Annotated in this window: 12 protein-coding genes; 7 read left to right on the top strand and 5 right to left on the bottom strand. The window is 66.0% G+C overall.

Annotation, left to right across the window (positions count from 1 at the left end):
* The first annotated feature begins 151 nt into the window (after positions 1-151).
* Positions 152-508, top strand: coding sequence for a calcium-binding protein (locus F7R26_RS30935; RefSeq protein WP_150986171.1), 357 nt, complete (start codon positions 152-154; stop codon positions 506-508).
* Positions 509-1,107: 599 nt separating this feature from the next.
* On the opposite strand, the gene F7R26_RS30930 is transcribed toward F7R26_RS30935, so the two are convergent.
* From F7R26_RS30930 to F7R26_RS30920, 3 genes are all read right to left on the bottom strand, one after another.
* Positions 1,108-2,304 carry an aminotransferase class V-fold PLP-dependent enzyme gene (locus tag F7R26_RS30930; RefSeq protein WP_150986172.1) on the bottom strand — a complete coding sequence of 399 codons (1,197 nt, stop codon included), beginning with the start codon at positions 2,302-2,304 and terminating at the stop codon, positions 1,108-1,110.
* 26 nt (positions 2,305-2,330) lie between these two features.
* A complete protein-coding gene (locus F7R26_RS30925; protein WP_150986173.1) occupies positions 2,331-2,804 on the bottom strand; it encodes a RidA family protein in 474 nt (157 codons plus the stop codon).
* 139 nt (positions 2,805-2,943) lie between these two features.
* A complete protein-coding gene (locus F7R26_RS30920) occupies positions 2,944-3,861 on the bottom strand; it encodes a LysR substrate-binding domain-containing protein (protein ID WP_150986174.1) in 918 nt (305 codons plus the stop codon).
* A gap of 259 nt (positions 3,862-4,120) precedes the next feature.
* Between F7R26_RS30920 and F7R26_RS30915 the strand changes: the two genes are divergently transcribed.
* From F7R26_RS30915 to F7R26_RS30900, 4 genes are read left to right on the top strand one after another with little or no spacing between them, the layout of a single operon-like run.
* Positions 4,121-5,032 carry a glutamate/aspartate ABC transporter substrate-binding protein gene (locus F7R26_RS30915; protein WP_150986175.1) on the top strand — a complete coding sequence of 304 codons (912 nt, stop codon included), beginning with the start codon at positions 4,121-4,123 and terminating at the stop codon, positions 5,030-5,032.
* Positions 5,033-5,055: 23 nt separating this feature from the next.
* On the top strand, positions 5,056-6,390 hold the full coding sequence (locus tag F7R26_RS30910; RefSeq protein WP_150986176.1) for an MFS transporter: 1,335 nt from the start codon (positions 5,056-5,058) through the stop codon (positions 6,388-6,390).
* Position 6,391: 1 nt separating this feature from the next.
* A complete protein-coding gene (locus tag F7R26_RS30905) occupies positions 6,392-6,595 on the top strand; it encodes a hypothetical protein (RefSeq protein WP_150986177.1) in 204 nt (67 codons plus the stop codon).
* Positions 6,585-7,967 carry an AtzE family amidohydrolase gene (locus F7R26_RS30900; protein ID WP_150986178.1) on the top strand — a complete coding sequence of 461 codons (1,383 nt, stop codon included), beginning with the start codon at positions 6,585-6,587 and terminating at the stop codon, positions 7,965-7,967. The genes F7R26_RS30905 and F7R26_RS30900 overlap by 11 nt, the downstream gene beginning before the upstream one ends.
* A gap of 16 nt (positions 7,968-7,983) precedes the next feature.
* Here F7R26_RS30900 and F7R26_RS30895 read toward each other — a convergent pair whose 3' ends face one another.
* Positions 7,984-8,877 (bottom strand): MurR/RpiR family transcriptional regulator, encoded by an 894-nt coding sequence (locus F7R26_RS30895; RefSeq protein WP_150986179.1) that lies wholly within the window; start codon positions 8,875-8,877, stop codon positions 7,984-7,986.
* Between the two features lie 332 nt (positions 8,878-9,209).
* Here F7R26_RS30895 and F7R26_RS30890 point away from each other — a divergent pair, with 332 nt between their 5' ends.
* Positions 9,210-10,676, top strand: coding sequence for an N-acyl-D-amino-acid deacylase family protein (locus F7R26_RS30890; RefSeq protein WP_150986180.1), 1,467 nt, complete (start codon positions 9,210-9,212; stop codon positions 10,674-10,676).
* A gap of 29 nt (positions 10,677-10,705) precedes the next feature.
* Positions 10,706-12,049 carry an aspartate aminotransferase family protein gene (locus F7R26_RS30885; protein WP_150986181.1) on the top strand — a complete coding sequence of 448 codons (1,344 nt, stop codon included), beginning with the start codon at positions 10,706-10,708 and terminating at the stop codon, positions 12,047-12,049.
* Between the two features lie 64 nt (positions 12,050-12,113).
* Here F7R26_RS30885 and F7R26_RS30880 read toward each other — a convergent pair whose 3' ends face one another.
* Positions 12,114-13,661, bottom strand: coding sequence for a glucan biosynthesis protein G (locus tag F7R26_RS30880; protein WP_150986211.1), 1,548 nt, complete (start codon positions 13,659-13,661; stop codon positions 12,114-12,116).
* Positions 13,662-13,856: the final 195 nt, after the last annotated feature.

The raw sequence follows: 13,856 nt of genomic DNA, 5'->3' as shown, positions 1-13,856 counted from the left end.
AATAACTAAATTCCGCAATACCGGAAAGCCGACGATGATCTTAGCCGCGGGCCCGGGGGATCGATTGCTCCCGATCTCTGCACAAGCCAACCGGCCGCCGACGACCGCGGGACCGGCCGGCGATACCATCGAAGTGTTCCAGGAGACTCTAATGATTCCACGGCTACTGTCGACCGCCAGCCTGGCGCTGGTCGCATTCTTTGCATCCGGCACTGTCGGCGCGCAACAACCCGCGCCGCAACCCGCCCCCCAGGCGGCGCCGCAAGCGCCCATGAATCCAAAGGAAGCCAAGGCGAAATTCGCAGAGAAGTTCGCTGCCGCCGATACCAACCACGACGGCAAGCTGAGCCGCGAGGAAGCAGAGGCCGGCATGCCGGAGGTCTACAAGAACTTCGACAAGATCGATACGAAGAAGAAGGGCGAGATTACGCAGAAGCAGATTGGCGCGTACTTTGCGGCCAAGGCCAAGCAGAAAGCCGCGGCGCAGAATCCGGGAAGCCTGAACTGACCTGGCGCTGCCGGCAGGGCGCTTGCGAGCTGAAATGCGCCCAGGTTCCGCCGGCAGCGGACGACGGGACAGCACTGAAAATACGGGTCCCTGACGACAGAGATCCCCGGAAAACTGGCCGGATCAAAGCCAGTGCCGGGGAGCTTTAATAAAGCCTGGATTCTTTCTGGATTCTCTTTATACCTTTGATACCTGACAACGATGGAGGATCTCTGTTGTCCTTTGAGTCAGGTCAGGAGATTGAAGGCGAAGCCTAGCGCAATCGCGCCGCCGAGGGCCTCCACTGCTGCCAGCGCGAGAAGGTTCTTCAAAATGAAGCTTTCGTCCTGCTTGGTCACCATGGTGTTGTCTCCTGGAGTCGGAATCCCACGGCTGGCATGTAGTGGCAAGCTAAGCAGTGCCAATCCACGCTCCAGCCACGTCTTGATTCGCTTCCAGTAGACCGCAACCCGGGGCCGCAGAGAAGTTGGCATAAACCCCTATTCAGGCAGCCGGAGGAGCGCTGCCGCTAGTTTGGCCAGTTCGCACACTTCGTGCACGTGCGCGGTGGCCTCGATGTCGCGCGATGCGCAGCACGATGAGAAGCCCGGTCCGGCGCCCTAACGCACCAGCGCCCGCAAGCCCTCCAGCAACCTCCCGATCTCCGCCTCGGTGGTCAGGTAGCTGACCGATGCGCGGGCGATCTGGCTGAGTCCGCGGGCGTGCATATCCAGGGGCGTATAGGCGACGCCGTTGCTGCCGATCACCACGCCCTGCGCCGCCAGGCTGCGCTGCACCGAGACCGGGTCCTGGCCGGCCAGGTTGAACGCCACCAGTCCGGAGCGCTCGTGGCCCTGGTCCAGCACCGTCACGCCGGGTATGCCGGCCAGCTGCGCACGCAGCGCCTGCGCGGTGGCATCGATCCGCGCACGGATGTTCTCGAGGCCGATTTCCAGCGCTTCCTGCAAGGCGTTGGCCAGGCCGCAGCGCAGCGCCATCGATGCTTCCGCCGATTCGAAGCGGGCCGCGCCGGCCAGCAACACCGGCTCGCCGTCTGCGTTCAGCGGCGCAGAGTACGTGTCGACGAATGCCGGCGTGAGCCGGGGCAGGAAGTCCTGCCGCACATAGAGCAGGCCTGTTCCCCTTGGGCCGCGCAGTGCCTTGCGCCCTGCGCCGCTGAGCACGTCGCAGCCCAACTGGGCGACATCGATCGGCAATTGCCCCACCGCCTGCGCGGCGTCGATGAAGTAGGGGATGCCGTGGCGCCGCGCTACCTTTCCGATGGCCGCTGCGGGGTTGATCAGCCCGCCGTTGGCCGGCAGCCAGGTCAGCGCAATCAGGCGCACGCGGTCGTCCAGCATGGCCTCCAGCGCCTCGGGATCCACCGCGCCGCTGTCGTCGGACGGAATGGCTTCGATCGACGCGCCCGCGCGCTGCGCCGTGAGGCGCATGGTGGCCAGGTTGCCGCCCCATTCGTGGCGCCCGACCAGGATCCTGTCGCCGGGTTGCCAGGCTCCCAGGGCGGCGAACGCAGCGCCCCAGCCGGGCGAATTGCCCGTGGTCAGCGCGATTTCCGCCGGCTGGGCGTTGAGCAGTTGCGCGGCGAGGGTGCGCGCGCGTTCCGTTTGTTCGCGCGCCGCGACGCCGGCTTCCATCGGTCCCAGCGTGGCCTCGCGCTGCAGGTGGCTGTAGATCGCCTCGAGCGTGGCCGCTGACGGCAGGGAGGCGCCGCCGTGGTTGAAGTGCGTGGTGCCTTGCACACCCGGGGTAAGGGCGCGCAGGGCGTCGATGGCGGCAGCGGTGAGGGGGGCTGGCATGGGAGTTCCTGTGATGCGCGTTCGGTTCAGGCCGAAGTCAGCGAGATGACCGCTTCGACTTCCACGGCAACGCCGGCAGGCAGCGCGGCCACGCCCACGGCACTGCGCGCATGGCGGCCCGCATCGCCGAAGACTTGCACCATCAGGTCCGACGCACCGTTGGCGATGGCGCTCTGGCGATTGAAGTCCGGCGTACAAGCCACGAACACGCCCAGCCGCACCACACGGGCCACCCGGTCGAGCCGGTCACCCGTGGCGGCGGCGATCTGCGACAGGATGCCGAGCGCCGACAGCCGCGCCGCCCGCACGCCGTCTTCGTCCGAAATATTGTCGCCCAGGCGGCCCAGGTACGCGGCCTGGCCATGTTCGCGGGAGATCTGGCCGGAGATAAAGAGCTGGTTGCCGTCCTGCACGAACGACACATAGTTGGCAGCGGGCGCGGCCGCGGCTTCGAGGGTCAGCCCGAGTTCGGCCACGCGGGCGGAGAGGGAGAGAGTCATGGGGGTTGCGCGGGAAAGAGATTGGGAAGGCCCATCCTATCGGCTTGGCGGCCGGGAAACCAATCAATTCTTGCCCTGCCACACATGAGTAAAACTAATCCGTGGGTGATCATGTGATGCCATGCGGCGCCACGTGGCATCAGGCGCGGTCCAGCGTATCCTCGGCGGCCGCCGCCATCAGCCAGCCACGGAACGCCGACGCGGCCTCGCCCAGCGCGCCGCGCGGTGCGACCAGCCACCAGCCGATGCCGGGATCATCCAGTACCGCGTCGGGCAGGGCCTGCACCAGCGCGCCGCTGGCCAGTTGCTGGGCGATCAGGCGGTGGCGGCCCATGGCGATGCCCTGGCCGGCGAGCGCCGCTTCCACCACGATGTTGTAGTCGTGCAGATGCACGGTCTGCGCCTGGCTCAGGTCCAGGCCAAAGCGGCGCGACCAAGCGTCCCACTCGAACGGCTGCCGGGCATGCGACGATAAAAACGCAAAGCGCAGCAGGTCCTGTGGCGTGGCGGGCCGGTCCGGCCCGGCGATCAGGCCGGGCACGCAGACCACCGACAGGCGCTCCGGCATGAGTTGCTGCGCCTGCACGCCCGGCCAGGCGCCGCGCCCGTAGCGGATCGCTACGTCGACCTCGCCGCCGGCCACATCGGCCAGGCCGATATCCGGCCGCAACTGCAGGTCGATGCCGGGATGCGCCAGGTAGAACGCCTGCAAGCGCGGCGCCAGCCAGCGCGTGCCAAACGACGCCAGCAGCCCCACGGTCAGCGTCGTGCGCGCCGTGCCGGGCGTCCGTACCTGCTCCGTGCCGTCGCGCAGCAGCTCGAACGCTGCATGTACCTTGGCGTAATACACCTGCCCCGCGGGCGTCAGCACAACCGCGCGCGCGCGCCGCTCGAACAGCGTCACGCCCAGGTCGTTCTCCAGGCGCTGGATATGGTGGCTGACGGCGCTCTGTGACACAAAAAGCTCTTGCCCCGCCAGGCTAAAGCTCAGGCGCCTGGCGGCAGCTTCGAACGCGCGCAGGGTGACGAGAGGCGGCAGGGATCGCATGGAACGCATGAGGCTGGGTCAAAAGCTGGAGGCGAGCGCGACATGCTACGCCTGGTTGCGCAGGCCTGCTGGTTCCGTCGTGCCTCAAAATGAGGCCGGTCATGCACCATTTGTATCGCCTTATTTGGTGCGTGATGCGTCTGTTACTTCATTTTTCCCGCAAAAAATACATATGTTTCATGGTTATCCATGATGGAACAGTTGTTGCTCAGTGAATAGTATTCAAACGCGATGGCCCGTCGCATGTCTGCTAAACAAGGAGCGATAAATGAAAGCTGTGAAAGCCACCTGCCTCGGATTGGCAATGCTGGGAGCGATGCTTGGCGTGGGGGCGGTCCAGGCCTCGGATGTGGCTGCCAGCCCCACGCTGACCCGGATCAAGGCGTCGGGAACGATCACGATCGGGCATCGCACCACCTCGATCCCGTTTTCCTACTACGACAGCAACCAGAAGGTGATCGGCTACTCGCAGGACATCTGCGACAAGGTGGTGGCCGAGGTCAAGAAGCAGGCGGGGTTGGCCAAGCTTGATGTGCGCATGGTGCCGGTCACGTCGCAGAACCGCATATCCCTGGTCCAGAACGGCACGGTCGACCTGGAGTGCGGGGTCACCACCAACCTGAAAGCGCGCCAGCAGCAGGTGGCGTTCTCCACCACCTTCTTTGTTGCCGGCACGCGCTTGCTGGTCAAGAAGGGCGGCCCGGTGCACGACTTCCCGGACCTTGGCGGCAAGGCCGTGGTCACCAACGCGGGCACCACGTCCGAGCGGATCCTGCGCAAGCTCAACGACGACAAGAAGGCCAACATCACGATCCAGAGCGCCAAGGACTACGGCGAGTCGTTCCTGATCCTGCAATCGGGCCGCGTTTCCGCCTTCATGATGGACGACGTGCTGCTGTCGGGCGCGAAAACGCTGGCGCCGAACCCGGCGGAATGGGAAGTGGTTGGCACGCCCCAGTCGTTCGAGGCCTACGGCTTCATGATGCGCAAGGACGATCCCGAGTTCAAGAAGCTGGTCGACGGCGTGATCACCGGCCTGATGAAGAGCGGCGAGATCAAGGGCCTGTACGACAAATGGTTCAGCAAGCCGGTGCCGCCTAAGAACATCAATTTCGAGTTCCCGATGAGCGCCGCGGTCAAGAGAGCTTACGACCAGCCCAACGACGAAGCGTTTGAGTAATTTCGTACCAGGAGGAGACCAGCATGACCGTTGTCAAGAACCCCGCCACCCTGGGTGATGCGGGGCAAGCGCCCCGCGTTGAGAGCGGGCTGGACGCCGCCGCCTTCGCCAAGGTGACCAGGCGCATCGTGCCGTTCATCGTCCTTTGCTATTTCTTCAGCTACCTGGACCGGGTGAATGTTGGCTTTGCCAAGCTGCAGATGCAGCAGGCGCTGGGGCTGAGCGACGTGGTGTACGGCGTCGGGGCCGGTATCTTCTTCTGGGGCTACATGCTCTGCCAGGTGCCCAGCAGCCTGCTGATCTATCGGCTGGGCATGCGCAAGAGCATGGCCGCCATCATGATCGTGTGGGGGCTGGTTTCCGCCGCGACCATGCTGGTGAGCACGCCAGCGGAGTTCTACTTCGCCCGTTTCATGCTGGGCGTGACGGAAGCCGGCTTCTTCCCTGCCGCGGTCATGTACCTGAACAAATGGTATCCGGCGGCCCGGCAGTCGAAGATCATGTCGATCCTGTTCCTGGCGATGCCGCTGGGGATGGTGCTGGGCGGGCCGATTTCTGGCGCGCTGATGTCCGGCACGCATGACCTGCATGGCTTGCAGGGCTGGCAGTGGATGTTCCTGATCGAAGCGTTGCCGGCGATCGTGCTGGGCCTGCTCGTGCTCAAGATGCTGCCGGAGTCGCCTCAGGCCGCGCCCTGGCTGACCAAGGCGGAAGCGGCGGCGATCACCACCACGCTATCCACGGAAAACGCCCGCAAGAACACGAGCTTCGTGGCCGCGCTCAAATCCCCGGTGCTGTGGATGCTGATGGGCATTTGCCTGCTGTTCAATATCGGCAACTATGGCCTGGTGTTCTGGCTCCCGACCATCATCCAGTCCACGGGCATGCAGTCTCCCCTCGAGATTGCCTTGCTGACGGCAATCCCGTATGGCGTTGCCTGCGTGGTGATGAACCGCAACGCGGCGCATGCGCAGCGCGTGGGCGAGCGGCGCCTGCATGCCGCCGTCCCGCTCTTTGTCGCGGCCGCCGCCATGTGGGCCAGCACGCTGTTTGCGCACAATACCGTCATGGCCATGGTGTTCCTGACCATCGGCATCTCCGGCCTGATGGCGACGCTGGCGATGTTCTGGGGCCTGCCGGGCCGCGTGCTGGCCGGTACGGCCGCCGCTGGCGGCATCGCCATGATCAACAGTGCCGCCAGCCTCGCTGGCTTGATCGGCCCCGTGCTCATGGGTGGCATCAAGCAGTCCACCGGCAGCATCTCGCTGGGGGTGCTGGCACTGGCGGCCATGATGCTGATTGCTGCGGTGCTGATCCTCGCCATTCCGCGCGAGCTCATGTCCGACCGGCAGGTGTGAGATGGCGACGCAACGCATGACGCAGGCGGAACTGCGGGCTGCCGTCGATACGGCCATTGGCAAAGTCCGGCCGCCGGTTTCGGCGCAGGATATCGAGGCTGTCGTGGCGCTGGTGCAGGGCATGGAGGGCATGGCGCAGGGGCTTGCCAATGCCTTGGCAAGCGGGCCGGTGCGGAGCAGGGTGGGGGGCGGCGATGGCGGTTGATTTGCAGTCCGTCACTGGCATCGCGGCGCAGCTCCGCGGCGGGAGTCATTCCGCGCAAGACGTGGTTCGGGCCAGCCTTGCCAGGGCGGCGCAGGTGGCGCCGCTGAACTGTGTCTCCCGGCTGCTGGCGCGGGAGGCCATTGTCGGCGCGGGCGCCTGCGACACGGCCCGCCTCGCCGGCAAGGCCCCGTTTGCCCTGGCTGGCGTGCCTTTTGTCGTCAAGAACCTGCTGGACGTGGAAGGCCACGCGACTCTTGCCGGCGCCCAAGCGCGGGCGAATGAGCCGCCCGCCACCCGCAGCGCCGCCGCGGTGCAAGCATTGATGGCGGCCGGCGCGATCCCGGTGGCGCTGACACAGATGGACGAGTATGCCTGCGGCGCTACCGGCGAGAACGTGATCGGCGGACCGGTGCGCAATCCGCTGGATCCGGCCAGGATCGCGGGCGGATCGTCGGCGGGCACCGCCGCGGCGATTGCAGCCGGGATCGCACCGATTGGCATCGGGTCCGATACCAACGGATCCATTCGCGCGCCGGCGTCGTTCTGCGGCATTTGGGGCCTGCGGCCGACCACGGGCCGCATTTCGGCGCAAGGGTGCTTTCCGTATGCCGAGAGCCTGGACGCGGTGGGTCCGATGGCCTCGGATGCAACCGGACTGGCAATGGCATACCGCGCGATGCTGGGGTCCGCAGCCGAACCCGGACCCGGCGAGCCGGTGCGGCCTGCCGGCGTGTCGATGACGGGCCTGCGCGTGGGGATTCTGCAAGCCGGCTTTGGCGATTTCGCGCAGGACGAGGCCCAGGATGCCGTGCTGCGCGTTGCCTCGGCGTTTGATGCTGTACGGAAGATCGATTTACCGGAAGCCGATCTTGCGCGCGACGCCGCGTCGATCATTTCCGCGTTTGAGGTCGGGCGCAACCATGTGCAGCGCGGCTTCGCCGAGCGCCATCCTGGCTATAGCGCCTTTGTGCGCCAGCGCATGCTGGCCGGCCTGTCCATCCCCGAGGGCTGGTACCAGTTGGCCAAGGCCTACCAGGCCGTGTGGCGCGAGAAGCTGGAGGCACTGTTCGATGAGGTTGACCTGCTGCTGGCATGCACCACGCCATACGCCGCACCCCTGATCGGAGCGGAGCAGATCGCTGGCGGCAAGCGGACCTACGTGCCGCGCGCAGATGCCGGCCACCTGACTCGCCCTGTCTCGCTGGCGGGGCTGCCCGTGGTCGCCGCGCCTTGCGCCGTGGCTGGCCTGCCCCTCGGCGTACAGCTAATCGCGCCGCCGTGGCAGGAAACAAGGTGCCTGGACGTGGCGTTGTTCCTGGAAGCGCAAGGGCTTTGCCGCAATGCGCGGGCCGGCTGCGGCCAGCTCGCCTAGCCGCATGCCTGGCCTGCTAGCCCCGCCTGGCCGGGACGTAGGCGCCGGTCTGGTGCAACTGGCCTTCGGCGAGTTCGAGCGCCTTGATCGCGCCCTTGCCCTTCTTGGCCAGCAACTGCTCGACCAGGGCTTCCGCCACCGCCACGCCAGCCGTGATGGAGGGAAAGAACGACGGGCTGTCGATGGAGAACAGCAGCGTGCAATCGGCATGCAAGGCAATCGGTGCCACGGTGCTGTCGGTCAGGGCCACCACGCGGCAGCCGGCCTCGCGCGCGGCATCGGCCACGCGGATGCTTTCCTGCGAGTAGGGCGCAAAGCTCACGACCACCACGGCATCCTTGGCCGTCAGGGCGCGCAGCTCCATTTCGAGCGTGCCCGCGTCGCCACGGATCAGGTGCACCGTTGGGCGAAACAGCCGGTACACGTAGTGCAGGGTGAACGCGATGGGGTAGCACGAGCGAAAGCCCGCTACATACACATTCGGCGCGGCGCTGAGCAGCTCGGCGGCTTGCGGCATCGACTCGGCATTGTTGGCCCCGGTCAGGTCCAGGTTGCGGTGCTGGGCGTCGAGCATTTCCGTGAGCATCCGGCTTGACCCGCTCTCGCGTACCAGCTTCTTGGCACGCTTGGCGTAGGGCTGCGGGCCGCCGCGGATCGACTCGACAAAGAGCTCGCGCAGGCCCTGCCAGCCCTCGAAGCCAAGGAACTGCGCCAGGCGTACCAGGGTGGCCGGCTGGACACCTGCATTCGCGGCAATCTTGCGCATGGACAGGATGGGAATCTCCTGCGGATGATCGAGCAGGTAGCGCGCCCCGCCCTGGAACTGCGTACTGAGCGTGGCGAAGTTCTCCCGGAGATGAACGAGCAGTTCATCCAGGCTCTGCGGCGGCGTGGAGACTTCGGTAGGCATTGGGGTGTCCTGATTGTCGGATGTAACGATTGTTGCACAACTGGTCACCCGACGCACGGGGCGTGCCTCCGGCGTCGCGCGGCGCAGAGTGAATCGAGTGAATCTCATCTATTTATTAAGAAACAATTGTTGCATAACCGGGCACGCTTTCTTATACTTCACCGGTGCCCGCAGCGCTTCATTGCGCCGATCCCGCCTTGAGGGCGAAGCTCGCAGTCCCAGGCGGGCAGGCGTGGTCCAGCTTCGCGGCCCGGCAGGCCTGGAGGCCGGAAGGTGGGCGTAGGTTGTCAAACAAGCGGGAATCGAACCACAGTAAGCAGGGGAGAGACGTCATGTCGGCATTACCCATGGAGGCCGCCAGCATTGCAGATCTGCTGTTTCGGCGCGCGACGCTGGTCGATGGCACGGGCGCGCCGCGGCGGATCGCGGATGTCGCCGTCGCTGGCGGCCGGGTCGTTGCCGTCGGTGACCTGGCCGGCATGCGGGCCAGGGCAGTGATCGACGCGGCGGGCCGCGTCCTGGCGCCGGGCTTCATCGATTCCCATACGCACGACGACGGCTACCTGCTGGTGCATCCGGAGATGGAACCCAAGGTTTCGCAGGGCATCACCACGGTGGTGACAGGCAACTGCGGCATCAGCGTGGCGCCGCTGGTCACCGGCGATCCGCCGCAGCCACTGGACCTGCTGGGGCCGGCGGAACTGTTCCGGTTCGCCGAGTTCGCCGACTGGCTGGATGCCATGCGCGCCAAGCCGGCCAACGTGAACGTGGTGCCGTTGCTGGGCCACTCCACGCTGCGCGTCAAAGCCATGCCGGACGTGAGCCGCGAGGCCAATGCGCAGGAAGTGGCCGCCATGCGCGCGGAGGTGGAAAAAGCCATGCAGGCAGGCGCCTTCGGCGTCTCCACTGGCACCTTCTATCCGCCGGCCGCCGCCGCCACGGAGCAGGAGATCATCCAGATCTGCGAGCCGCTGCGGGCATTCGGGGGCATCTACTCCACCCACCTGCGCGACGAGACCGACGATATCGTGCCCGCGATCGAAGAGGCGCTCAGGATCGGCGGGGCGCTGGATTGCCGCACCGTCTTCTCGCATCACAAAGTGGCAGGCAAGCGCAATCACGGCCGCTCCGTGGAGACCCTGGCCATCCTGGAGAACGCCTCCAGGCTACAGCCGCTATGCCTGGACTGCCATCCCTATCCCGCAACCTCGACCATGCTCCGGCTGGACCGCGTACGACAATCCACGCGCACCATGATCACCTGGTCCAAAGGCTACCCGGAAGCTGGCGGCCGGGATTTTCAGGAACTCATGCAGACGCTGGGGCTGGACGAACATGGCCTGCTGGAACGGCTCAAGCCCGCCGCCGCCATCTACTTCATCATGGATGAATCAGACGTCGAGCGCATCGCCAGCTTTCCCCTGACCATCTTTGGCTCGGACGGGCTGCCGTTCGACCCACGCCCCCATCCGCGCCAGTGGGGCACGTTCCCGCGCATCCTTGCGCGGATGGTGCGCGAGTCCGGGCTGATGACGCTTGAGCAAGCCGTTCACAAGATGTCCGGGCTTGCCGCCGAGCAATACGGACTCACGGACCGCGGGCTGGTCCGGGCCGGCCAGTTCGCCGACCTGGTCCTGTTCGATGCGCAACGGGTGCAGGACCGCGCCACCTTCGAGGATCCGATCCGCCTCAGCGAAGGCATCCACGGCGTCTGGGTCAATGGCCAGCGCGTGTGGGAAGACACACACGTTATCCCGGCATTTCCCGGTCAGGTTCTGACGCACCGCCCACGTCCCTAATTCGACATTTCGTTTCCACACCAGACATCATGACCCACGTATTTCACCGCAATCCCCGCCAGACGCTTGCCGTGGCAGTCGCCGGCAAGGGCATCGAGCTCATCGACAGCAACGGCAAGCACTATATCGACGCTTCGGGCGGGGCCGCGGTGTCCTGCCTGGGCCACGGGCATCCCAAGGTGATCGAGGCGATCAAGCAGCAGGTCGATTCGCTCGCTTACGCACATACGTCGTTCTTCACCACCGAGGTGTCGGAAGAACTGGCCCGCACCTTGGCGCAAGCGGCGCCCGGCGATCTGAATCACGTCTACTTTGTCTCGGGCGGCTCGGAGGCGGTCGAGGCCGCGTTGAAGCTGGCGCGGCAGTATTTCGTGGAGATCGGGCAAACGCAGCGCCGCCACTTCATCGCGCGCCGCCAGAGCTACCACGGCAATACGCTGGGGGCGCTGGCCATCGGCGGCAATGCATGGCGCCGCGAGCCGTTCCTGCCCCTGCTGGTGCCGGCGCACCATGTGGCGCCGTGCTACGCCTACCGCGACCAGGAAGCGGGTGAAACCGACCAGCAGTACGCGCAGCGCCTGGCCGACGAGCTCGAAGCCAAGATCCTCGAGCTTGGCCCGCAGAGCGTCGCCGCGTTCGTGGCGGAGACGGTGGTGGGCGCGACCGCTGGCGCGGTGCCGCCGGTGGCGGACTATCTCAGGCGCATTCGCGCCGTCTGCGACAAGTACGGCGTGCTGTTGATCCTCGACGAAATCATGTCCGGCATGGGCCGCACCGGCTACCTGTTCGCGTGCGAGGAGGATGGCGTGGTGCCCGATATCGTGACCATCGCCAAGGGCCTGGCCGCGGGCTATCAGCCGATCGGCGCAATGCTATCGAGCAGCCGCATCTATGACGCGGTGGTGGGCGGCAGCGGCTTCTTCCAGCATGGGCATACGTATATCGGGCATGCCACGGCTTGCGCGGCGGCACTGGCCGTGCAGCGCACCATCGCCGAGGACCGTCTGCTGGAGAACGTGCTGGCGCGCGGCGAGCAACTCCGCGCCCGGCTGCGCGAAACGCTGGGCGACCACCCCAACGTTGGCGACATCCGCGGCCGCGGCCTCTTTGTCGGCGTGGAGTTCGTGGCTGACCGCGAGACCAAGGCGACACTGGACCCGGCCCTGAAGATGCATGCCCGGCTCAAGTCCACCGCCATGCACAACGGGCTGCTGATCTATCCGATGGGCGGCACCGTGGATGGCGTGCGGGGCGACCACGTGCTCTTTGCGCCGCCGTTCATCTGCACGGCGCAGGATATCGACCGCATCGTCGAGCGCTTTGCCGCGTCGGTGCAGGCCGTGATGCCGGCGACCCGCGGCGCGCTCGCCTGAGCCGGTACGCCAGGCGCAAGACGGGGCGCGGCGTAACCGGCGGTCGTATGTCGTATTGCCAGGACTATTTGCCGCCGACCGAATACGGCGGCATCTGGTAGCTCCACGTCTCGCTCAGCGTCTTGTCGCCGGACACCAGCGCCGCGCGCATTTCCACCACCTGCTTCGGATCCTTGACCTTGATCCGCAGGTTCAGCCGCCAGCCCTTGATGACGGGATTGGGTTCCACCACCCTGTCGATGATCTCGGCGTTGCTGTTCACGCTGACCTGCGCGCCGACCTGCGTGCCCGGGGGGAGGCTCGCCAGCACGGGGCCTTCGAAGTCGACCACGATGCCGGTGCTGCCATCCAGGTGGCGGATCAGGTTGGCCTGCGTGATTTCTCCCGCTGAGCGCAGCGTCTGCTTGACCGAGGCCAGGTCTTTGTCCATCAGGGCGCGCTCGTCAAGGGTCCAGTGCATCGTGTAGTCCGCCTTCAAGGGCTGGCCCTTGGGCGGCAACTGGTCCGGCGTCCAGAACGCGACGATGTTGTCGTTGGTCTCGTCGGGCGTGGGGATTTCCACCAGTTCGACCTTGCCCTTGCCCCAGTCGCCCTGGGGCTCGATCCAGGCGCTTGGCCGCAGGTCATAACGGTCCTTCAGGTCTTCATACGAGGAAAACTCGCGGCCCCGCTGGAGCAGGCCGAAGCCCTTGGGGTTGGTGACCTGGAAGGTGCTGATGGCGAGGTTGCGCGGATTGTTCAGCGGGCGCCACAGCCATTCGCCGCTGCCGGTATGGATGGCAAGGCCGTTGGAGTCGTGCAGGGCGGGGCGGAAGTTGTACTGGTCGCGCTGCTGGTTCGGCCCGAACAGGAACATGCTGGTCAGCGGCGCCACGCCGAGCTTGGCGACGGGGCCGCGCAGGAAAATGCGCGCCTGCACCTTGAGGACCGCGTCCTCGCCGGGATAGAGATCGAAGCGGTAGGCGCCGGTGGCACGCTGGGAATCGAGCAGCGCATAGAACACCAGGTGCTTGTCCTGGGGGGCGGGCCGCTCGATCCAGAACTCGCGGAAGGCCGGAAACTCCTCTGCGACGGGCAGCCCGGTATCGATGGCCAGGCCGCGGCTGGACAGGCCATAAACCTGGTTCTTGCCGATGACCCTGAAGTAGCTGGCCCCCAGCACGCTCATGATCTCGTCGAGCTTGTCGGCCCGGTTGATCGGGTAGAGCACCCGGAAGCCGGCATAGCCGAGGTTGCCGGTCGCGGACTTGTCCAGCTTCAGGTCGCCGAAGTCGAAGCGCGCGGGATCGTACCTGATCTCATGGACCGCGCCGCCCACGATCTCGTTGATGCGAACCGGGCTGCCGAACTGCATGCCCTGGTGGTAGAAGCCCAGGCGGAACGGCGTGCCCTGGTCCTTCCACTCCAGGTTGTCGCGCCGGGGCTGGATCTTGATGTAGTCGGCAAACTGCATCTGGCTGAACACCGGAGGCAGGTTGCTGACCGGCGCGGCATAAGGCTTGTCGGCCAGGGTCTTGGCGCGGGGCACTACGTCGTCCAGGGAGAACGCGCTGGCCTGGCTGCCCGCCAGCAGCGCCCCTGCGGCCAGCAGCGTTGGCAAGGCGATTTGCATCTTGTTACGAATCGACGCGGCGAAGGCGGCAAGAACCACGAATCTCTCCAGAAAAACAGGTTAAGCAAGGCTGCCGCGTCACATGCTGCGGCAGCAGATAGTGTAGTGGCGGTAAACTGCGCTCGCAGTGCAGAAAGATAAACGATAGCGCATTTCGCTTCGCGTGCCTGTCAGGCAGGCAGCAAACGCGCACCA

The organism is Cupriavidus basilensis, from assembly GCF_008801925.2.
Taxonomy (GTDB): domain Bacteria; phylum Pseudomonadota; class Gammaproteobacteria; order Burkholderiales; family Burkholderiaceae; genus Cupriavidus; species Cupriavidus basilensis.
The sequence above is the reverse complement of the archived record's forward strand: the minus strand, read 5'-3'. Positions and strand labels throughout refer to the sequence as shown.